This is a genomic window from Arthrobacter melezitosi, assembly GCF_054511055.1.
This window is the reverse complement of the sequence record NZ_JBTNDJ010000022.1, coordinates 13,537-33,544: the sequence shown is the minus strand read 5'-3', so window position 1 is coordinate 33,544 and position 20,008 is coordinate 13,537. Positions and strand designations below refer to the sequence as shown.

Below are 20,008 nucleotides of genomic sequence, written 5' to 3'. Positions count from 1 at the left end.
GGGGGGTGTTTTGGGTGGGGGGGGGGGGTGTGGTTTGGGGGGGGGGGCGGGGGGGGGGGTGTGCCCTCGTCAGAAACCCACACCCCGCAACCTAACCTGTCAGGCCCGGGCGGTGCGCCTCCGGCTTACCACGATGGCGCCTCCTACAAGTGCGAGGAGCAGTGCGCCGATGCCGAGCGCGGCGCCGTCATTGTTCTCCGCGGCCTGCGCGGCCAGACCGGACTGGCCGCCGGGGACGGCTCCGGGGGTGGACTGGAGACCCTCGATGACCTGGGTGGCCAGCGCGAGGTTTCCGCCCTCGAGGCTGCCCCACGCGTAGACGATCGTGGAAGTGCCTTCGGCGAGGTTGAGGTCCGCCGGGCCGATCACGGGCTCGGTGGTGCCTGCGGCCGCGACCGCTGCCGACACGGTTCCCGGTGCGGTGGTCAACGACGCCTCGGCCGGGTTGCTGAGGTTCGGGACGATCGGTGTGCCGCCGGCGAGGACGTCGACCGCGGGAGCAGCAGCGACGTGCCGTACCGTCAACCGCGCCTTGCCTGCCTCAACCGGTGAGACATCGTTTGTGTAGAAGTTGGCCGTCGGGTTCCCCGCTGCGTCGAGATTGGCCGTGGCCGTGTAGTTGCCGCCGGCCGCGAGGGTCACATCGACCGGGCCGATCACCGGCGCGGAGGCGTCCGGCGCGTCCGCGGCCGTCACTGCCAACTGGTAGTTCCCGGCCGGCAGGGCGAGTGGACCGGCCAGCTGTCCGGGCGTGAAATCGTCCAGGGTGAGCGCTCCGTTGACGTAGACGTCGACGGTGAGGTCGGGGACGGCGTGCAGCACGGACAGGGATGCTTCGGATGATGTTTCGGCTGCCGATGCCGGGGCGGCGAAGGCCGCCGTTCCTAGTACCAGCGCGGTTCCAACGGTGTACAAGCTTCTTCGCATGACAACTCCTATGTGTCGCCCCACCGGGCGCGTTTCTGCTGACAACTGGTACTACCTCCGGGCGGGACCGGAAAGATGCAGCGAGCGCGAGTATTTTGCAGGGGCAACAGCATGGTGGAGCAGGCTGATCCGGCCCGCGGAGGGCTGGACCGCCGCCGTCAGCCTGCCGGCCGCAGGGCGGACTGGACGAGGATGAGGTCCTTTCCGTACCGCTCATCCAGGGCGCGCTGGATTTCCCCGTCGTCATGGACGACGGTGAGTACGAGGTAGCCCTGGGTGATCCAGGAACCGACGAGCGGAGGGTCGCCGGCTTCCAGGATCTCCGAATGCAGCTCCTCCAGCTGGGGCCCGCTCCCCGAACCGGTCCTGCCCTCCGCCAGCCGCGGGTCCTCGTAGGGCATCGCATCGTAGAGCGAGAGCGGGATGGCCGGTTTCGTCGTGGTGAACCGGCGGCCATCCCACGTTCCGAAGACGGCGTAGGTCCCCCAGGTCACCCCGGAGGCGGTCTCCCACTGCTCGACGGCGGACCAGTCCCAGCCCCTGATCTCCGGCCCGCTGCACTGTGGCGGGTAGGACTCCATCACGCCGCCCAGGCACAACCGGGCGGGCCCGCCGTCCTGCTGCAGCACCGTTCCCTGTCCGACCAGCTCCGTCGAGGCGGTTGTGCGGGCGAGCGGATCGGCCGCTGCGGCGCCGGGGGCCGGTCGGTTTCCCGCGCAGCCGGAAAGCACAAGCGCCACCGCCGCGGCGGCACCCACCGACGTCCAGACCCCGATGCCCATGCGCCCATCATCGCCGTGCCCGGGCGGTTTGGGAACGGCCTGGGCGGCATCGGCTCCCATTCGTGACCTCCCACGGCAAGGGGCCGGGCCGCTAGGAAAAGAAGAGCATCCGGACCAGTGCCGCCGATCCCACGACGAGGATGACGGACCTCAAGGCAACCGGCGGCAGCCTCCGGCCGAACCTGGCGCCGACGAACCCTCCCGCGAGCGCCCCGCAGCCAATCAGGGCCACCGCCGCCCAATCGATGAACTCCCAGGCGGCGAGCATGAAGATGCCGGCGGCGACGGCGTTGACCGCAGTGACGAGGACGTTCTTGACCGCATTGATCTGCTGCAGGGCGATGGCCGTCACCGCGCTCATCAGGCCGACGACGAGGACCCCCTGGGCGGCGCCGAAGTACCCGCCGTAGACCCCGAGGACCAGGACGCCTGCCAACAGGCCGGCCCGCCCTGTGGCACCGGCGGGCTGCCCCCTCCCCTCCCGGCGCCTCCGGGCGGTGCGCCGCTGGATTGCGGGACCGAAGGCGACCATCAGCAGGCCGAGTGCGATCAGGGCCGGGACGATGGCGTCGAAGGCCTCGGCCGGCAGGACGAGGAGCAGCAACGCGCCGGCGACTCCGCCGGCGGCCGAGGCCGGCAGCAATCTCAGGAGCAGGTCCTTGTTTGGCGCCAGTTCCCGCCGGTAGCCCCAGGCGCCGGAGAGGCCCCCGGCCACCAGTCCGATGTTGTTCGAGATGTTCGCCACCAGTGAGGGATACCCCAGCAGGAGCAGCACGGGAAAGGTCACGAGGGTGCCCGTTCCGACGGCGGCATTGATCATTCCGGCCGCGAAACCCGCAAGCAGGATCAGCACCGGCTCAAGCATCCGCCCGTTCCTTCCCTCCGGCAGCCCCTGTCCCGGCCTCGGCGCGGGCGTGGCGGCGGCTCGACGGCGGTCTCCGGCGGTCCGCCGGCCGGCGGGCGGTTATGCCCGCTCCGGGGTACGCCGTGTCCGCCAGCGGTTCACTCCGCGCAGCACTCCAAGACCCGCCCGCACCGCGGGGGCCTCCAGCCTGGCGAGCGTATCGGCGATGGCCGCATTCCACAGCGGGTCGTTGAACGTGGGATAGGGGTGGATCACGGCGGTCAGGTCGCGGGTGCGCAGCCCGCGCTGGACGGCCAGGGTCAGTTCCGCAAGGGATTCCCCCGCCCGCGGGCCAACGATCGTCCCACCGAGGATCCGGCCGCGCCGGTCGGTGACGATCCGGGTGAATCCGCCGGTCTGCTGCTCGGTGATCGCGCGGTCCGCGTCGGCGTGCTGGATCGTCCGCACCGCGGCGCCCCGGGCCGATGCCGAGGTGACGCCGACGGAGGCAACCTCGGGCGAGGTGAAGGTGACCCGTGGGATCACCTCACTGACCCTGCGCCGCAGCCCGAGGACGGCGTTGGTGGCGGCGGTGCCCGCGTAGGCCCCGGCCAGGTGGGTGTAGTCCGGGTAGGGGGTGACGTCACCGGCCGCCCAGACGGCGGGGTTTGACGAGCGCATCCCCGGATCCACAACGATGAAGCCGGCTCCGTCGCAGTCCACGCCCGCCTCCGCCAGCCCGAGCCCGGCCGTCCTCGCCTTCCGTCCCACCGCCACGAGCAGGACGTCGGCCCCGAAGCTGCGTCCGTCGGCGGTGGCGACGGTGCTGGCGCCGGCGGCGTCGGCCACCACGCGCTCAACCCGTGCGTTCTCGATGACCTCCACGCCGTCCGAGCGGAGACTCCCGCGCACCAGCGCCGCCGCCTCCCGGTCCTCCCTGGGCAGGATGCCGGAGCGGGCGAGGATGACGACGCGCGAGCCCAGCCGGGCGAAGGCCTGCCCCAGTTCACAGCCGACGGGTCCGCCGCCGATGACCACCAGCCGGCCGGGCAGTTCCTCGAGGTCCCAGATCGTCTCCGAGGTGACCGCCCTGGCCTCCCCCAGGCCGGGGATGTCCGGCATCGCGGGCGAACTGCCGGTGGCCACAAGGGCCTGCCGGAAGCGGATCCTCCGGCCGTCGACGTCGGCCTCGCGCGGGCCGGTGAAACGGGCCGTGCCGGACAGGACGGAGACGCCGAGCGCCCTGAGCGCCTCCGGGGAGTCGCCGGGCTCGATGGCCGCGATGGCGCCGGCGACCCGTTGGCGCACGGCGGAGTAGCCCCCGGCGCAGGGCTCCCGCCGGGCGGCTGCCTCGTGCGCGGCGGAGAGCAGCGTCTTGGACGGCACGCACCCGGTCCACAGGCAGTCTCCTCCGGTCCGGGCCCGCTCGACGAGCAGCGCCCGCGCCCCAAGCTTTGCCGCGATGCGGGCGCCCACCATGCCGGCGGTCCCTCCACCGATCACGAGCAGGTCGACAATCTCCGAACGGGCTTCCATCGCTCTCCCCTCGTCGTTGAACCCTGGCGCATCCAGCCTATGCTCTCCCCGGCCGGCGGCCGGTCACCGGCCCTGCCCTCCACCCCCGGGCCTTCCCGATCGTCCCGCACGTCCGCCGTAACATCGACGCGGTCCCCCCGGGCGCCGGCGGGGCCGGTGTACGCTTCGCGGATGGACCCCTTGCCCGCAGGCTGGTTTGACGGTTTCGAATCCCGCGGGTTCGACGTTCCCGGGGCCACGATCTTCGCCCGGTACGGAGGGAACGAGGCCGGGCCCACCCTTCTGCTGGTCCACGGCTCACCGGAGACCCACGCCATGTGGCGGCGCACGGTCGAGGAACTGCGGGACGACTTTTTCCTCATCCTTCCCGACCTGCGCGGCTACGGTGATTCCTCGAAGTCGCCGGGCCTGCCCGACCACAGCAATTACAGCAAGCGCACCATGGCCCGGGACCTCGTGGCGGTGGTCGATGCGCTGGGCCGCGGGAACTTCCTCCTGTGCGGCCACGACCGGGGCGGCCGGGTGGGCCACCGCCTGGCCCTCGATTTCCCCGACCGCGTCGAGAAGCTGTGCGTCATCGACATCGCGCCGACCCTCGACATGTACGAGGCCACCGACAGGGCCTTCGCCACTGCCTACTACCACTGGTTCCACCTGATCCAGCCGGCGCCGCTGCCCGAGTCAATGATCGGCGGCAGCCCCATGACCTACCTGCGCGCCGCCCTCGGCGGCCTCGGCAGCGGCGGCATCGGGTTCCTCGAGGAGGCGGCCCTGAAGGAGTACGAACGGTGTTTCACCGCGGGGACAATCCACGCTATCTGCGAGGATTACCGGGCGAGCGCCGGTATCGACCTGGACCACGACCGGGAAGCCCGGGAACGCGGCGGCAGGATCCGGTGCGACACCCACGTGCTGTGGGGTGAGCGCGCCGTCGTGAACCGCCTGTTCCGGCCCGTGGAGCTGTGGCAGGCCCAGTGCGACGGAACCGTCACCGGTACGGCCCTGCCGTCGGGGCATTTTCTCCCCGAGGAGCTGCCCGGAGAAACCGCCGACGCCCTCAGGGCCTTCTTCAGCGGCTGAAGGCCGCCGTCCCGGCACGGGATCCAACGACAAGAGCGCGGCCCCGCCGCCCGGATGGGCAGCGGGACCGCGCTCTCAATGGAAAATCCCGGTGTCGGCCTTCGCCCTACGCCAGCAGGGTCGGCTTGAGCTGCTGGAGCCGGCCGAGGAGCCCGTTGATGAACCCCGGGGACTCGTCGGTCGACAGCATCTTCGCGAGCTCAACGGCCTCGCTGACCGCGACGCCGTCCGGCACCTCCTCGTTGTACAGCAGCTCCCAGCTGCCGATGCGCAGGATCATGCGGTCGACGGCGGGCATCCGCTCGAGCGTCCAGCCCTGGGAGTAGGTGCTGAGGTATTCGTCGATCTGTTCGCGGTGGGTCAGGACGCCGTCCACGATGTCGACCGTGTAGTCGGCGATCACCATGTCGGTCTTCTCCCGGCGCGCCTTCATGACCTCCATCGGGGTCACGGCGCGCTGCTCGGCCTCGAAGAGGACATCCAGTGCCCGGCGGCGGGCCTTGCTGCGTGCACTCACTCGTTGACGCGTCCCAGGTAGTCGCCGGTGCGGGTGTCGACCTTGACCTTGGTGCCGGTGGTCAGGAACAGCGGAACCTGGATCTCGTGGCCGGTCTCCACGGTGGCCGGCTTGGTGCCGCCGGTGGAGCGGTCGCCCTGCAGCCCGGGCTCGGTGTACGTGATCTCGAGGACGACCGACGGCGGCAGCTCGATGTAGAGGGCGGAGCCCTCGTGCATGGCGATGGTGACCATCTGGCTCTCGAGCATGAAGTTCTCGGCGTCGGCGACGGTCTTGCCCGGCACGGTGATCTGGTCGTAGTCGGTGGTGTCCATGAAGACGAAGTCTTCGCCGTCCTTGTACAGGTACTGGTAGTCGCGGCGGTCGACCGTTGCGGTCTCGATCTTCAGGCCGGCGTTGAACGTCTTGTCCACCACCTTGCCCGAGAGGATGTTGCGCATCTTGGTGCGCACGAAGGCACCACCCTTGCCCGGCTTGACGTGCTGGAACTCGAGCACGTTCCAGAGGTTGCCTTCAAGCTTCAGCACGGTGCCGTTCTTGATGTCATTCGTGGTGGCCACAGGTTCACTTTCGTCGATCGGGGAAATGGATGGCTGCGCCCGGGCGCAGGGCACCGCGCAGCGCGGTAAAAGTCCAGAGGCAAGTCTACCCTCTGGGGGCAAAGCGGCGCAGGGCGGCCCTAGGAGGCGATTTCCTGGTAGGCGGCGAACAGGAGCGAGGTGTCGGGCACCTCGAGCATGCCGGGGCGTCCCACGCCGTCGAGGACGACGAAGCGCAGCAGGTCCCCGCGTGACTTCTTGTCGCGGCGCATGCCGTCGAGCAGGGCCTGCCACCGGTCCCGGCGGTAGCTGACCGGCAGCCCGAGCGACTCGAGGATGCTGCGGTGCCGGTCGGCGTCGGCATCGTTCAGCCGGCCCACCATGCGCGAGAGCTCGGCGGCAAAGACAAGCCCCACGGAGACGGCGGCGCCGTGGCGCCAGGAGTACCGCTCGGCGAGCTCGATCGCGTGGCCCAGGGTGTGGCCGTAGTTGAGGTGCTCGCGGCGGCCGGACTCCCGGAGGTCTTCGGAGACAATGGCGGCCTTGACGGCGATGCTGCGGTCGATCAGTTCGCGGACGGCGTCCGAACGGGCATCGGAGACGGCCTCCGGGTTGGCCTCGATGAGGTCGAGGATGGCCGGGTCGGCGATGAAGCCGCACTTCACCACCTCAGCCATGCCGGTGACCAGTTCGTTCTTCGGCAGCGTGTCGAGGGCGTCGAGGTCCGCCAGGACCGCGGCCGGCGGGTGGAAGACGCCCACGAGGTTCTTGCCCTCGGCGGTGTTGATGCCGGTCTTGCCGCCGACCGCCGCGTCGACCATCGCGAGCAGGCTCGTGGGCAGGTGGATCACCTTCACCCCGCGCAGCCAGGTGGCCGCGACGAAGCCGCCGAGGTCGGTGACCGCTCCCCCGCCCACTGTGACGATGGCGTCGGAGCGGGTGAAGTCGTTCTGGCCCAGGACCTGCCAGCAGAAGGCCGCCACCTGGATGTGCTTGCCCTCCTCGGCGTCGGGAATCTCGGCGGTGACGGCGGTGAAGCCCGCGTCCGCGAGTTCGGCGCGCACTGTGTCACCGGTGGTGCGCAGCGCGCGCGGGTGGATGACGAGGACCCGGCGCACGCGTTCGCCGAGGATGCCCGGAAGCCGGCCCAGCAGCCCGCGGCCCACGACGACGTCGTAGGCGGCTTCGGTGGTGCTCCCCGTGACGGGAATGATCGTAGGCTCAGGTGCCATGTCCGGTGGTCCTTCTTTCGGTTGAATCGTTGAGTCCCAGCATCCGCTCGACGTCCTCGACGACCTGGCGGACCGTGCGGCCGCGGGTGTCGACGACGCACTCGGCGACCTCGAGGTACAGCGGACGGCGCTGTTCATACAGGGTGGCCCACCGTGTCCCGGCGTCCCCGGCGAGCATCGGCCGGGACGCTCCCGCGTTCAGCCGCGGCAGGACGGTGGCAAGGTCGGCGTCCAGGAACACCACCCGCGCGGCCTTCAGCAGCGACCGGGTCCCGGCGTCGAGCACCGCCCCGCCGCCGAGGGACACCACGACGCCGGGCGTGCTGCCGGTGAGGACCTCCCGGACGGCGTCGGCCTCGAGCCGGCGGAAGCCGTCCTCGCCCTCGGCCGCGAAGATCTGCGGGATCGGGCCGTGCCGCTGCGTGATGCGCCGGTCGGTGTCGATGAATTCGAGTCCCCGGCGCGCGGCGAAGGCGCGGCCGACGGCCGTCTTGCCGGTCGCCATGGGTCCGGTGAAGACGACCGGCGGCAGGATCGCTGGCATCAGTGGGCGGCTGAGCCCAGGGACTCCGGGATGGCGTCGAGGTAGCTGCGCAGGTTCCGGGCCGTCTCGGCGACCGAGTCGCCGCCGAACTTCTCGGTGACCGCCTCGGCCAGGACGAGGGCCGTCATCGCCTCGGCCACCACGCCGGCCGCCGGGACGGCGCACACATCCGAACGCTGGTGGTGGGCGGTGGCCGCTTCGCCGGTGCTGACGTCGATGGTGCGCAGCGCCCGCGGCACCGTCGCGATGGGCTTCATGGCGGCGCGCACGCGCAGGGTGTCCCCGATGCTCATGCCGCCCTCGATGCCGCCGGCGCGGTTGGTGTCGCGCACGATCCGCCCCGAACCGTTGCGGAGGATCTCGTCGTGGGCGACGGTTCCCCGGCGGGAGGCGGTGAGGAACCCGTCCCCGATTTCGACACCCTTGATCGCCTGGATGCCCATCAGGGCGGCGGCCAGGCGTGAGTCGAGGCGCCGGTCCCAGTGCACGTAGCTGCCCAGTCCAGGCGGCAGCCCGTAGGCGACCACTTCGACGACGCCGCCGAGGGTTTCGCCCTCCTTGTGGGCGGCGTCGACCTCCGCGACCATCGCCTCGGAGGTGGCGCGGTCGAAGCAGCGCAGGGGGTCCTGGTCGAGGGCGAGCACGTCCCCGGGGCCGGGGGGCAGGGTGCCGCCGGGTACCGACACCGAAGCGATCGAGACGGTGTGGCTGACCAGGTGCACGCCCAGGGCGGCGAGGAACCGCGCGGCGACGGTGCCGAGGGCGACCCGGGTCGCCGTTTCGCGGGCGCTGGCGCGCTCGAGCACGGGGCGGGCCTCGTCGAAGCCGTACTTCTGCATGCCGGTGAAATCGGCGTGGCCGGGGCGCGGCCGGGTCAGCGGGGCGTTGCGGGCGAGGGCCGCGAGCTCCTCGGCGTCCACCGGGTCCGGGGACATGACGCGCTCCCACTTGGGCCATTCGGTGTTGCCGACCTCGATGGCGATGGGCCCGCCCTGGGTGAGTCCGTGGCGGATGCCGCCCAGGATGCGGACCTCGTCCTGTTCGAATTTCATCCGTGCCCCGCGGCCGTAGCCGAGCCGGCGCCGGGCCAGGGCGGCTTGGATGTCGGAGCTCGTCACCTCGACTCCGGCGGGCATGCCTTCAAGGATTCCGACTCCAGCGGGGCCGTGTGATTCTCCGGCCGTTAACCAACGCAACATGCCTTCAATACTGCCACGGCCCGGGGAGTGCTTCAGCGCCGGGCCACGCCGATGGCATCACACATCCGGTTTATGACGGCCGGCGGGAGCGGTCCGGCTTCCGGGGAGAAGAGCCGCACCTGCTCGATGGCCTGGTACAGGAGCATCTCCAAACCGTGCACCACGACGCCGCCGGCGCGTTCCCAGGCCGAGCCCAGGGCGCTGGGCCAGGGGTCGTAGGCGACATCCAGGAGCACCCCGGCCGCTCCCCCGCCGTCCGCCGCGAGGGCCGCCCCGAGTGCGTCGGCGGCGCGCGGCGGCAGGGTCGAGACGACGGCGTCGGCGCCGCGGATCCCGGCCAGCGCGCGGTGCCAGGGGAGCACTTCCACCTCGACGCCCAGGGCGGTTCCGGCCGCCACCAGCCCCGCGGCCCGCTCGGGCCTGCGCACGTAGACTTCCACCCGGCCGGCGCCGAGGCCGGCGAATCCGGCCACGGCCGCCGCCGCGGTGCCGCCTCCGCCGAGGATGGCGCAGCGCTGCGGGCCCGGGGCCCCGGCCTGGGCGAGCGCCCCGGTGATCCCGGCGACGTCGGTGTTGTGCCCGGTGAGGGTCCGCCGGCCGGGGGCTCCGCCGAAGGTCACCGTGTTGAGCACGCCCAGGGTTTCGACCAGGGGCGAGTTGGCATCGGTCAGGGCGGCCATCGCGGCCTTGTGCGGCATGGTGACCGACACGCCCCGCCAGCCCTCCTCGGCACGCAGCGACCGGACGAAGTCCCCGAGGTCCTCCGGCGCCACGTCCCGTGCGGTGTAGGACCAGCCGAGGCCGAGCGCGGAGTATGCCGCGGCGTGGAGCAGCGGCGACTTCGAATGCGCGACCGGGTGGCCGATCACTGCGGCGCGCGCGGCACCCGCCGCCGGGGAGGCGGCCACCAGCTCAGCCGCCTACTCGCACCGGCCGGCGTTGTCCGCGCACCACGCCTGGTACTCGGCGACGTACTCGGCGTGCTCGGCGAGGGTCTCGGAGAACTTGGTCTCGCCGGTGTCGAGGTCGACGGTCACCCAGTAGTAGTACGGCACGTCCGCGGGCGAGACGGCCGCGTCGATGGCTTCCTCGCTGGGGGAACCGATCGGGCCGACCGGCAGCCCCGGATTGGCGTAGGTGTTGTACGGGTTGGAGGTGTCGGCCTTCTCCTCCGGGGTGATTTCGTAGCTCTTGCGCCCGAGGCCGTAGGTGACCGTTGCATCGGACTGGATCAGCCCCGAGGTCTCGGTGTTGTCCGGCTTGAGCCGGTTCATGATCGCCCCGGCGACCGAGGCATAGTCGGCTTCCCCGGCCTCGGCCTGCAGGATGCTCGCGATGGTCAGGATCCGGTACTGCTCTGCGGGATCGGTCACGCCGTCCTCTTCGAGCTGCGCGAAGGTGTTTTCGACCATCTCCTGGACGATCTCCGGTGCGGTCGCCTCGACGTCGAACCGGTATTCCCCGGGATGCAGGTACCCCTCGAGGCTGCGTGCCTGCTCGGGCAGGCCGAAGCGTGTCGGTTCCTTGGCGAGGGCCTCGAATTCCTCGACCGGAATTCCGGTGGACTCGGCGAGGATCGTGAACACCTCACCCTGGCGGAGGTCGCGGGCCACTGCGGCGTAGGAGACCTTCTCGGAGCCCTCGCCGACCAGGATGGCCGCGGCGTCGTCGGAGGCCATCTGGTAGCGCATGTCGTATTCGCCGGGCTGGACTTCCCGGCCGTCCAGGACCCCCTCGAGGGCGCCGAGGAACTCGCCGGAGTCCGCAACGATGTCCTCGGATTCCAGCGCGTCGGCGATGGCCAGCGGTCCGGCCCCCTCGGCGACGGTGAAGACCACCTCGCCCTTGCCCGGACCGGGATAATCCTTCACGTCGTTGAGCCCGAGCGCCTCGCGCAGCATCATGGCCACACCGAAGACGACGCCGGCGAAGACGAGGAAGACGACAAGCAGCACGACGGTGCGGCGCTGACGGCGGCGCTGGCGCGCCTTGGAGGGGCGCCGGTCGCGGCTGCGCCGGGTTCCGGCCTGGCTGGCGAAGAACTGCTCGACGGGTTCGGGGTGGGCGGCACCGTCCCCGGCGTACGGGTCGCTGGGGTCGTGCCAGCCTTCCGGCTCCTGCGACGCAGGTGACTGCGGGTAACGGGAACTCACAGTTCCTGGTCCTTCCCACTCAAAGTGCTTTCCGAAATGACCGGCTCCTCGCTAGAGGCCATCGATGCGCTCCCGGAACTCCTCCGAAGCCGTGCGCTGACCTGTTCCCCCACGTCCCGTCCGAGTGAACGTTGCATGTCGATGGCATGCTGGAGGATCTCCACGGCTGCCACCTGATCCACTACCTTACGATGCTCGCGGGTACTCAATCCAGCCTCACGCAGCGATCGGTGTGCCGAAACGGTGCTGAGCCGTTCATCGATCAGACGCACCGGGACGCCCAGTCCGGCCTGCTCCAAGGCATCAGCGAGCAGCTGCGCATAGTCGCGGGCCATCGCGGCCGACTCCGCCTCACGCCCGCTGAGGTTCTTGGGCAGTCCGACGAACACCTCCACCGCACCGCGTTCGCGCGCCTCCTGCACGAGGACCCGGACGTCCGAGTTCTTCTTGACGTCGCGGGACAGCGTGCGGACCGGGGTCGCGAGCAGCCCGTCGCGGTCGCTGCCGGCCAGGCCGACACGCACCCTGCCGACGTCGACGCCCAGCTTCGGACCCGCCGGGTACCCGGCCGTCACGTCGGACACCTCAGCGTGCGGCCACGGCGGCACGCACCGCTTCGAGGGCCGCGGCGACCTTCGCCGGGTCCGCGCCACCGCCCTGGGCGACGTCGTCCTTGCCGCCGCCGCCGCCGCCGAGAACGCCCGCAGCGGTGCGCACCAGGGCACCCGCCTTGACCTTCTCCGCCCGCGCCGCCTCATTGGTGGCCACGAGGATGAGCGGACGCCCGTTGGAGACGCCGGCAACAGCGACCACGGCCGCCGTTGAGCCGAGGCGTCCACGCAGGTCGAGGGCCAGCGTGCGCAGCGCATCGGCACCGGCGACCTCGCCGGCGTCGTGGGCGACCAGGCGGACGCCGTCGACGTCCTGTGCCGTACCCACGAGGGAGGCCGCGGCCGCGGCGAGCTGCTCGTTGCGCAGGCGCTCGAGTTCCTTCTCCGCGGTCTTCAGCTTCTGCAGGGTGAGCGAGAGCCGCTCGGGCAGCTGGGTGGAGGGGACCTTGAGCATCTCCGACAGCTCGCTGACGAGCGCCCGCTCGGCGGCCAGGTGCCGGAACGCATCCATGCCCACCAGGGCCTCGACGCGGCGGTTGCCCGAACCCACCGACTGCTCCCCCAGCAGGGTCAGCGACCCGATGAGGGAGGTCGACTCGACGTGTGTGCCGCCGCACAGCTCTCGCGACCAGTCTCCGTCGATCTCGACGACGCGCACCCGGTTGCCGTAGGCCTCCCCGAAGAGGGCCATGGCGCCAAGCGCCTTGGCCTCCGCAAGCGGCATGACCTTGGTCTCCACCGCGTGGTTGCTGCGGATGGCCAGGTTGGCCACCTCCTCGATCTCGCTGCGGGCGGCGGAGCTGATGCCCTCGCCCCAGGCGAAGTCGAACCGCAGGTAGCCGGCCTTGTTGAACGACCCGCGCTGGGTCGCCTCCGGGCCGAGGATCTGGTGCAGCGCGGCGTGCACGATGTGGGTGCCGGAGTGGGCCTGCTCGCCGGCATGGCGGCGCTGGCGGTCGACGGCGGAGGTGACCAGGGCGCCGGAGGTGATCTCCCCCTCGCGGACGACGGCCCGGTGGACGTGGAGGCCCTTCACCGGGCGCTGCACGTCGAGCACCTCGACGACGAACCCGTTGCCGGTGATCAGCCCGACGTCGGCGGCCTGCCCGCCGGATTCGGCGTAGAACGGCGTCTGGTCGAGGACGAGTTCGATCTCCTCGCCGGTGGAGGCGACCGGAATGGACTGTCCGCCGCGCAGCAGCCCGGTGACGACGCCGTCGGTGGTCAGCTCGTCGTAGCCGGTGAAGATCGTCTCGCCCGAGGCGAGGATCTCGTTGAAGACGGAGAGGTCGGCGTGGCCGGCCTTCTTGCCGCGGGCATCGGCCTGCGCGCGCTGGCGCTGTTCGAGCATCAGGGTCCGGAAGCCCTCGGCGTCGACGGCCAGCCCGGCCTCCTCGGCCATCTCGAGGGTCAGGTCGATGGGGAAGCCGTAGGTATCGTGCAGGGCGAAGGCGTCGGCACCCGAGAGCGGGCGGTTGGCGGCCTTGGACTCGCGGACGGCCTCGTCGAGGCGCGCGGTGCCCGAGGCGATGGTGCGCAGGAACGCCTTCTCCTCCGCGTAGGCGATGCGGGCGATCCGTTCGAAGTCCTTCTCGACCTCGGGGTAGGTGCCCTTCATGGCGTCGCGGGAGGCGGGCAGCAGCTCCGGCAGGCAGGGCTTCTCCACCCCGAGCAGGCGCATGGCGCGCACAGCACGGCGGATCAGCCGGCGCAGCACGTAGCCGCGCCCCTCGTTGGAGGGGGTCACCCCGTCGGCGATGAGCATCAGCGAGGAGCGGATGTGGTCGGCGACGACGCGCATCCGGACGTCGTCGGTGTGGTGCGGGTCGTCCGGGGTCTCGGCGCTGGTGTACTCGCGTCCGCTGAGCTCGGCGGCCTTGTCGAGCACCGGGCGCACCTGGTCCGTCTCGTACATGTTCTCAACGTCCTGCAGCACCATGGCCAGGCGTTCGAGGCCCAGGCCGGTGTCGATGTTCTTCTTGGGCAGCTCGCCGAGGATCTCGAAGTCGTCCTTGCCGGTTCCCTCGCCGCGCTGGTACTGCATGAACACGAGGTTCCAGATCTCGACGTACCGATCGTCGTCGGCCTCGGGTCCGCCCTCGACGCCGTAGGCCGGGCCGCGGTCGTAGAAGATCTCCGAGCAGGGGCCCGCGGGGCCGGGCTGTCCGGTGGACCAGTAGTTGTCCTTCTTGCCCATCTTCTGGATGCGCTCGACGGGAATGCCGACCTCGTCCCGCCAGATGGCCAGGGCCTCGTCGTCCTCGTGGTAGACGGTGATCCACAGCCTCTCCGGGGGCAGGCCGAACCCGCCCTGGTCGACGCCGGAGGTCAGCAGCTCCCAGGCCATGCGGATGGCGTCCTGCTTGAAGTAGTCGCCGAAGGAGAAGTTTCCGGCCATTTGGAAGAACGTGCCGTGGCGTGCTGTCTTGCCGACCTCCTCGATGTCACCGGTGCGGATGCACTTCTGCACGCTCGTCGCCCGGTTGTAGGGGGCCTCCTCGCGGGCGGTGAGGTACGGGATGAAGGGGACCATGCCCGCCACCGTGAAGAGCAGTGAGGGGTCGCTGGAGACCAGCGACGCCGACGGCACGACGGTGTGCCCGTTCTTCTCGAAGTAGCTCAGCCAGCGGCTTGCGATCTCATGGGACTTCACGGGGGGGATCCTTCGGGTTCGACAGGTGGGTTCGGACCGGCAGGGGCGGTGCTGCCCGCGACGAGCCGGTGCGGTTCGGGTTCGGGGCGCTCCGGCCCGGTCAGCGGTGCGTTGCTGCGGGGGCCGGGGGAACCGGCTGCTCGACGCCGAGCGCCGAGCGGAGGTCCGCCTCGCGCTCGCGCATCCCGGAGCGAAAGGCGTCGGCGAATCCGGCGAGATTGTCCGAGGCCTGCCCAACGGCGCGGTTGAGGCCGGCCGGCCCCAGCGCTGCCTTCGCGGCGGTGACCTTGCGTACTGCGAGAACACCGATGGCCACTCCCGCTGCCATCCATAGGGCTCTTCTGATCATGGGATCCTCCTCGTCGAGTGCTGACGGCGGTGTCTGGTGATCCGGGACCGCGGTCCCGGAAGGGGGTGGCTCAGCGGCTGCGGCGCCGCCCGGCCGATGTCTTCCGGCCGGCGAAGGCGCTGCGGACGCCGTAGGAGAACGCCGCGACCTTGATCAGCGGGGCTCCGAGCGTCGCGGCGACCAGGGAGGACAGCGCGGACAGGTTCGCGGAGGCGTCGGACACATTGGAGGTGATGCCGTCGACGGTCTTCAGCTGCTGGTGGGTGGTGCTCACGGTGCTGGTCACCTCGGTGATCAGCGGCGTCGTCTCGTCGGTCACGGTGCGGATCGCGGTGCGCAGCTCGTCGAACACCTTCCCGAGCTTCAGCACGGGCACAGCCAGCAATGCGACCAGGACGGCAAACACGCCGGCTGCAATGAGGCCGGCAATATCTCCACCGGACATGGACGGTCTCCTTCGTACGCAGGTAACCGCCTCGCGGGCGGCTGAAGTTTTGGGGGCCGTACCCAATAGCCCGCGGCCGGAGCCGCGGGCTATTGGGTGAGGCTGCCATCCGGGACCGGCGGACGGGCCGCCGGCACGCGGACTAGCGGGCGTAGTACTCCACCACGAGCTGCTCTTCGCAGGTCACGGGGACCTCGGAGCGCTTGGGGCGGCGCACCAGGCGGGCCTGGAGCTTCTCGAGCGAGACGTCGAGGTAGCCCGGGACGGCCGGCAGGACGTCGCGGTGGGCGCCGGCTGCTGCAACCTGAAGCGGGACCATGGTCTCGCTGCGGCTGTGAACGTGGATGAGCTGCCCCTCCGCAACGCGGAACGACGGGCGGTCCACGCGGGCGCCGTCGACCATGATGTGGCGGTGGACGACGAGCTGGCGGGCCTGGGCGATCGTGCGGGCGAAGCCGGCACGGAGCACGAGGGCGTCGAGACGCATTTCGAGCAGCTCGATGAGGTTCTCACCGGTCAGGCCCGAGGTGCGGCGCGCTTCTTCGAAGACGCGGGTCATCTGCGCTTCGCGGATACCGTACTGGGCGCGCAGACGCTGCTTTTCGCGCAGGCGTACGGCGTAGTCGCTGTCCTGCTTGCGGCGGGCGCGTCCGTGCTGGCCGGGAGCGTACGGGCGACGCTCGAGGTACTTCTCGGCCTTCGGGGTCAAAGCGATGCCGAGGGCACGCGAAATGCGGACCTTCCGGCGGGCACGTGTGTTGTTAGCCACGTTTACCTTTCATCTGTTTCTGCGGCAAAGAGCCTGGCGCACCGGTTCGGTGCGCGGCACTTTCTTTGTGTTGCTGGCCTCCTTGTGCGGAGAGCCGGGATTGGCCGCTTCCCGGTACTACAGTCAGCTCCGCGCACGCTCCTCCGCCTTCGAAAATCGAGGGAAAGGGCGCGGACACGGCGCTACTTGCCAGTCAACCCACAATCCTAGCAGTCCGCCGGCCTTCGGATGGCGCACCGCCCCCGCCGGCGTCCGGCGCGGCGCCCGGTGGCCCACCGCGCGCGGCGGGGTTAGGTTACCCGTATGGAGTACGAGATCCGTCCGGCCACCGCGGACCGGTTCGGGGACGTCGCGGTGCTGCTTGGGCCGCGGAACCCCGATTCGCCGGTCTGCTGGTGCCTGACCTACCGGCTGCCCTCCCGGGAGAACCGGGCCCTGACCGGCCGGGAGCGCGCCGCACGCGTCGAGGAGCTCTGCGGCCGGGCCATCCCGCCCGGGATCCTGGCCTACGACGGCGACACCGTGGTGGGCTGGTGCGGCGTGGCGCCCCGGGCCGAACTCCACTCCTTTGCGCACAGCACCCGCATCCCGCACCTCGATGACCAGCCGGTCTGGAGCGTGTGGTGCTTCCGGGTCCGGGGCGGGCACCGCGGCAAGGGCGTGGCCGCGGCGCTGCTGCAGGGCGCCGTGGAGCATGCCCGGGACCACGGGGCGCCCGCCGTCGAGGGCTACCCGGTGGACAACGGCGGGCGGAGGGTCGACACCACGATGGCCTATGTCGGCACCCGGGCGCTGTTCGAGCGGGCCGGCTTCACGAAGGCCGCCGATACGACCTCGGTCTCCAACGGGTTCCCACGCGTGCTGATGCGCCGCAGTCCCGCCTGAGCGGCCCGGTGCAGCCCGGCCCCAGGGATGCGGAGGCGCCCAGGCCTACCTGCCCCGCAGGATCCTGCGCAGCCGGCCGAGGCGGGTGCCGATGTCCCGCTCGGCTCCCCGGTCGGTGGGGACGTAGTAGTCCCTGCCCACGAGGTCGTCGGGCGCGTACTGCTGGTGGGCGATGCCGTGCGGTTCGTCGTGGGAGTAGACGTAGCCCTTGCCGTGGCCGAGCTGGGAGGCCCCGGGATAGTGGGCGTCGCGCAGGTGGGCGGGAATCCCCTGCCCCCGCCCGGCCCGCACGTCGGCGATGGCCGCATTGATGCCGTTGTACGCCGCGTTGGATTTCGGAGCCGTGGCGATGTGGACAACCGCCTCGGCGAGGATGATCCGCGCCTCGGGCATCCCGACGAGCTGCACCGCCTGCGCCGCGGCCACCGCCGTCTGCAGCGCCGTCGGATCGGCCATCCCGACGTCCTCGGACGCGGAGATCATGATCCTGCGGGCGACGAAGCGCGGGTCCTCCCCCGCCTCGAGCATCCGTGCGAGGTAGTGAAGTGACGCGTCGACGTCGGAGCCCCGCAGCGACTTGATGAAGGCGCTGGCGACGTCGTAGTGCTGGTCCCCGGCCCGGTCGTAGCGCAGTGCGGCGACGTCGAGGGCCTTCTCGGCGTGCTGGAGTTCCACGACGACCGGGCCGCCGGCAGCGCCGGACTGGGCGACCCCGGCCGCGGCCTCGAGGGCGGTGAGGCCCCGGCGCGCGTCGCCCGCGGCGAGCCGCACGAGGTGCTCGAGGGCCTCCGGGCTCAGGCGGACGGTCCCGCCCAGGCCGCGTTCGTCCTCGACGGCGCGCTCCAGCAGTCCGGCGATATCGGCTTCGGTCAGCGGCCTCAGGGTCTGCAGCAGCGACCGCGAGAGCAGGGGCGCCACCACCGAGAACGAGGGGTTCTCGGTGGTCGCTGCGATCAGGACGACCCACCGGTTCTCCACTCCGGGCAGCAGCGCGTCCTGCTGGGCCTTGTTGAACCGATGGATCTCATCGAGGAACAGGATGGTGGTGCGGCGGTGGAGGTCACGGGCGGTCAGGGCCTCCTCCATCACCCGGCGGACGTCCTTTACGCCGGCCGTGATCGCGGAGAGCTCGACGAACTGCCGGCCCTGGCCGCGCGCGACGACGTGCGCCAGGGTGGTCTTTCCGGTGCCGGGCGGCCCCCACAGCACCACCGACGAGGGCCCGGCGGGCCCGCCGGAGGCTGCGTCACCGGCCAGCGTGCGCAGGGGCGACCCGGGGCCGAGCAGGTGCTGCTGGCCGACGACCTCGTCGAGGGACCGCGGACGCATCCGGACCGCCAGGGGGCTCCGCGGCCGCTGGAGGACACCGCCCGCACCGGCCGACGGCGCAGGCCCGGGAAGGTCGTCTTCCTCTTCCTCGGCGGCGGCGCTGAATAGATCATTCACACTGCCAAGGCTACTGTGTAGCACTGACGCCGGCGGATGGCCGGGGCGGAGCGGAGGACCCAATGGCAGAGCCACGAACCGTCCTCGTGACCGCCGAGCGCCTCGCCGGCTGGCTGGAGAGGTTTGCCCAGCGCAACGGCGGATACACCCTCGAAGCGGACTCCCCCGGTGGAACGCTGACCCTGCACGCCCCGAACGGGTGCCGGGCCGTCCTGGTCCCGCCGCTTCCCCCGTCCCCGGAGGCCGCGCAGGCGCCGCCGGTGGAGGCCCTCACCGCCGCGGCCCGTGAACCGCGCACGGTTGCCCTGATCCTGGTCCGCCGGGGCGGCTACTCGGTGGGGGTGGCCCGCAGCGGTCGGCTGCTCGCCTCCAAGACCGGCACGCGTTATGTCCAGTCGCGGACGGCGGCGGGCGGCTGGTCCCAGCAGCGGTTCGCCCGGCGCCGGGCGAACCAGGCCTCATCCCTGGTCCAGTCCGCGGCGGAACAGGCCTCGGCGGTCTTTTCCGCCCACCCCATCGACTGCGTGCAGTTGGGCGGCGACCGCACCCTGGCCCTGGAGGTGCTCACCCACCCGGCCGTGGCCGGGTACGCCCACCTTCCCCGGCTCCCATTCACTGCGGTCCCCGACCCGCGCCTGGCCGTGCTGCAGCGGGCAGCGGCGGAGGCGATGTCGGTGCGCATCACCATCACCGACCCCCCGGCGTCCGCTCCCAGGTAGGGCGCCTGCGGGACCGCTCGGTGGGGAAAAACACGCGGATCCGGGGCGACGGCGATTCCTGCAGGTAGTCACCGGCAGATGGTCGGCAGACCCTCCCGGCAGGTGGTCACCGGCCGGCGGCGGCCGCTTCGGCGGCCCGGCGGAGGCTGTCGATGGCCTGTCCCGGGTCCTCCGCGCCGTAGACCGAGGATCCGGCGACGAACACGGTGGCCCCGGCCTCGGCGGCGCGCAGGATGGTCTCCTCGGTGATGCCGCCGTCGACCTGGATCGCCAGGGGCAGCGACCCGCCGCGCACGGCCTCGGCCGCCCGGCGGATCTTCGGCAGGGTCAGGTCCAGGAAGGACTGGCCGCCGAACCCGGGCTCGACGGTCATGATCAGGAGCATGTCGAGCTCTCCGAGCATGTCCAGGTATGGCTCGACCGACGTGGCCGGGCGCAGGGCCATGCCTGCCTGCGAGCCGCCGGCCCGCAGCTCGCGGGCCAGCCGCACCGGGGCGGCGGCGGCTTCGGCATGGAACGTGACCGACGCGGCGCCCAGTTCCGCGTACGCGGGTGCCCACCGGTCGGCGTCCTCGATCATCAGGTGCACATCGAGCGGGAGCCCGCTGACCTCCTGGATGCGCTTCACGACCGGCTGCCCCAGCGTCAGGTTGGGGACGAAATGGTTGTCCATCACGTCCACATGGACGGCATCGGCGGCGCCGATGCGTCCGAGTTCACGCTCGAGGTTCACGAAGTCGGCTGAAAGAATGCTCGGGTTGATGCGGCAGGCTCCCAT

21 protein-coding genes are annotated in these 20,008 nt (G+C 71.2%); 3 read left to right on the top strand and 18 right to left on the bottom strand.

What is annotated here, in order from left to right; genetic code table 11:
- Positions 1–99 precede the first annotated feature (99 nt).
- The 4 genes from ACX80W_RS15605 to ACX80W_RS15590 all read right to left on the bottom strand — a co-directional run bounded on the left by ACX80W_RS15605 (position 100) and on the right by ACX80W_RS15590 (position 4,089).
- Entirely contained in the window at positions 100–927 is an 828-nt protein-coding gene (locus ACX80W_RS15605; protein WP_459284884.1) for a DUF4397 domain-containing protein, read from the bottom strand.
- 158 nt (positions 928–1,085) lie between these two features.
- Positions 1,086–1,769, bottom strand: a complete 684-nt coding sequence (locus ACX80W_RS15600; protein WP_459284882.1) for a hypothetical protein — start codon at positions 1,767–1,769, stop codon at positions 1,086–1,088.
- Positions 1,770–1,800: 31 nt separating this feature from the next.
- Positions 1,801–2,574 (bottom strand): sulfite exporter TauE/SafE family protein, encoded by a 774-nt coding sequence (locus ACX80W_RS15595; protein ID WP_459284880.1) that lies wholly within the window; start codon positions 2,572–2,574, stop codon positions 1,801–1,803.
- Between the two features lie 99 nt (positions 2,575–2,673).
- Positions 2,674–4,089 (bottom strand): dihydrolipoyl dehydrogenase family protein, encoded by a 1,416-nt coding sequence (locus tag ACX80W_RS15590; protein ID WP_459284878.1) that lies wholly within the window; start codon positions 4,087–4,089, stop codon positions 2,674–2,676.
- Positions 4,090–4,260: 171 nt separating this feature from the next.
- Here ACX80W_RS15590 and ACX80W_RS15585 point away from each other — a divergent pair, with 171 nt between their 5' ends.
- Entirely contained in the window at positions 4,261–5,169 is a 909-nt protein-coding gene (locus ACX80W_RS15585) for an alpha/beta fold hydrolase (protein WP_459284876.1), read from the top strand.
- 106 nt (positions 5,170–5,275) lie between these two features.
- Here ACX80W_RS15585 and nusB read toward each other — a convergent pair whose 3' ends face one another.
- From nusB to rpsD, 12 genes are all read right to left on the bottom strand, one after another.
- A complete protein-coding gene (gene nusB / locus ACX80W_RS15580) occupies positions 5,276–5,686 on the bottom strand; it encodes a transcription antitermination factor NusB (protein ID WP_459284874.1) in 411 nt (136 codons plus the stop codon).
- Complete coding sequence (efp, locus tag ACX80W_RS15575) at positions 5,683–6,246, bottom strand: elongation factor P (protein WP_459284872.1); 564 nt, start codon at positions 6,244–6,246, stop codon at positions 5,683–5,685. The genes nusB and efp overlap by 4 nt, the downstream gene beginning before the upstream one ends.
- Before the next feature lie 119 nt (positions 6,247–6,365).
- Complete coding sequence (gene aroB, locus ACX80W_RS15570; protein WP_459284870.1) at positions 6,366–7,457, bottom strand: 3-dehydroquinate synthase; 1,092 nt, start codon at positions 7,455–7,457, stop codon at positions 6,366–6,368.
- Entirely contained in the window at positions 7,447–8,001 is a 555-nt protein-coding gene (locus ACX80W_RS15565) for a shikimate kinase (protein ID WP_459284868.1), read from the bottom strand. Before ACX80W_RS15565 ends, aroB begins: the two co-directional genes overlap by 11 nt.
- Complete coding sequence (gene aroC, locus ACX80W_RS15560) at positions 8,001–9,200, bottom strand: chorismate synthase (RefSeq protein ID WP_459284865.1); 1,200 nt, start codon at positions 9,198–9,200, stop codon at positions 8,001–8,003. Before aroC ends, ACX80W_RS15565 begins: the two co-directional genes overlap by 1 nt.
- A gap of 32 nt (positions 9,201–9,232) precedes the next feature.
- Positions 9,233–10,108, bottom strand: a complete 876-nt coding sequence (locus ACX80W_RS15555) for a shikimate dehydrogenase (protein WP_459284863.1) — start codon at positions 10,106–10,108, stop codon at positions 9,233–9,235.
- A 12-nt stretch (positions 10,109–10,120) separates the two neighbouring features.
- The gene (mltG, locus tag ACX80W_RS15550; protein WP_459284861.1) at positions 10,121–11,353 is read right to left on the bottom strand and encodes an endolytic transglycosylase MltG; all 1,233 of its coding nucleotides are present in this window, start codon (positions 11,351–11,353) and stop codon (positions 10,121–10,123) included.
- Positions 11,350–11,928: a Holliday junction resolvase RuvX gene (gene ruvX, locus ACX80W_RS15545; protein WP_459284859.1), complete on the bottom strand. Its 579-nt coding sequence runs from the start codon at positions 11,926–11,928 to the stop codon at positions 11,350–11,352. The genes mltG and ruvX overlap by 4 nt, the downstream gene beginning before the upstream one ends.
- 10 nt (positions 11,929–11,938) lie before the next feature.
- Positions 11,939–14,617 (bottom strand): alanine--tRNA ligase, encoded by a 2,679-nt coding sequence (alaS, locus tag ACX80W_RS15540; protein ID WP_459284857.1) that lies wholly within the window; start codon positions 14,615–14,617, stop codon positions 11,939–11,941.
- 100 nt (positions 14,618–14,717) lie between these two features.
- On the bottom strand, positions 14,718–14,966 hold the full coding sequence (locus ACX80W_RS15535; protein ID WP_459284855.1) for a DUF6167 family protein: 249 nt from the start codon (positions 14,964–14,966) through the stop codon (positions 14,718–14,720).
- 70 nt (positions 14,967–15,036) lie between these two features.
- Entirely contained in the window at positions 15,037–15,411 is a 375-nt protein-coding gene (locus tag ACX80W_RS15530) for a DUF948 domain-containing protein (protein WP_459284853.1), read from the bottom strand.
- A gap of 142 nt (positions 15,412–15,553) precedes the next feature.
- Positions 15,554–16,180, bottom strand: coding sequence for a 30S ribosomal protein S4 (gene rpsD / locus ACX80W_RS15525; protein ID WP_120165419.1), 627 nt, complete (start codon positions 16,178–16,180; stop codon positions 15,554–15,556).
- Between the two features lie 303 nt (positions 16,181–16,483).
- Here rpsD and ACX80W_RS15520 point away from each other — a divergent pair, with 303 nt between their 5' ends.
- Complete coding sequence (locus ACX80W_RS15520; protein ID WP_459284850.1) at positions 16,484–17,065, top strand: GNAT family N-acetyltransferase; 582 nt, start codon at positions 16,484–16,486, stop codon at positions 17,063–17,065.
- A gap of 45 nt (positions 17,066–17,110) precedes the next feature.
- Here ACX80W_RS15520 and ACX80W_RS15515 read toward each other — a convergent pair whose 3' ends face one another.
- A complete protein-coding gene (locus tag ACX80W_RS15515) occupies positions 17,111–18,394 on the bottom strand; it encodes a replication-associated recombination protein A (RefSeq protein WP_459284886.1) in 1,284 nt (427 codons plus the stop codon).
- A 179-nt stretch (positions 18,395–18,573) separates the two neighbouring features.
- Here ACX80W_RS15515 and ACX80W_RS15510 point away from each other — a divergent pair, with 179 nt between their 5' ends.
- Positions 18,574–19,230, top strand: a complete 657-nt coding sequence (locus tag ACX80W_RS15510; protein WP_459284848.1) for an acVLRF1 family peptidyl-tRNA hydrolase — start codon at positions 18,574–18,576, stop codon at positions 19,228–19,230.
- A 106-nt stretch (positions 19,231–19,336) separates the two neighbouring features.
- On the opposite strand, the gene rpe is transcribed toward ACX80W_RS15510, so the two are convergent.
- Entirely contained in the window at positions 19,337–20,008 is a 672-nt protein-coding gene (rpe, locus tag ACX80W_RS15505; protein ID WP_459284846.1) for a ribulose-phosphate 3-epimerase, read from the bottom strand.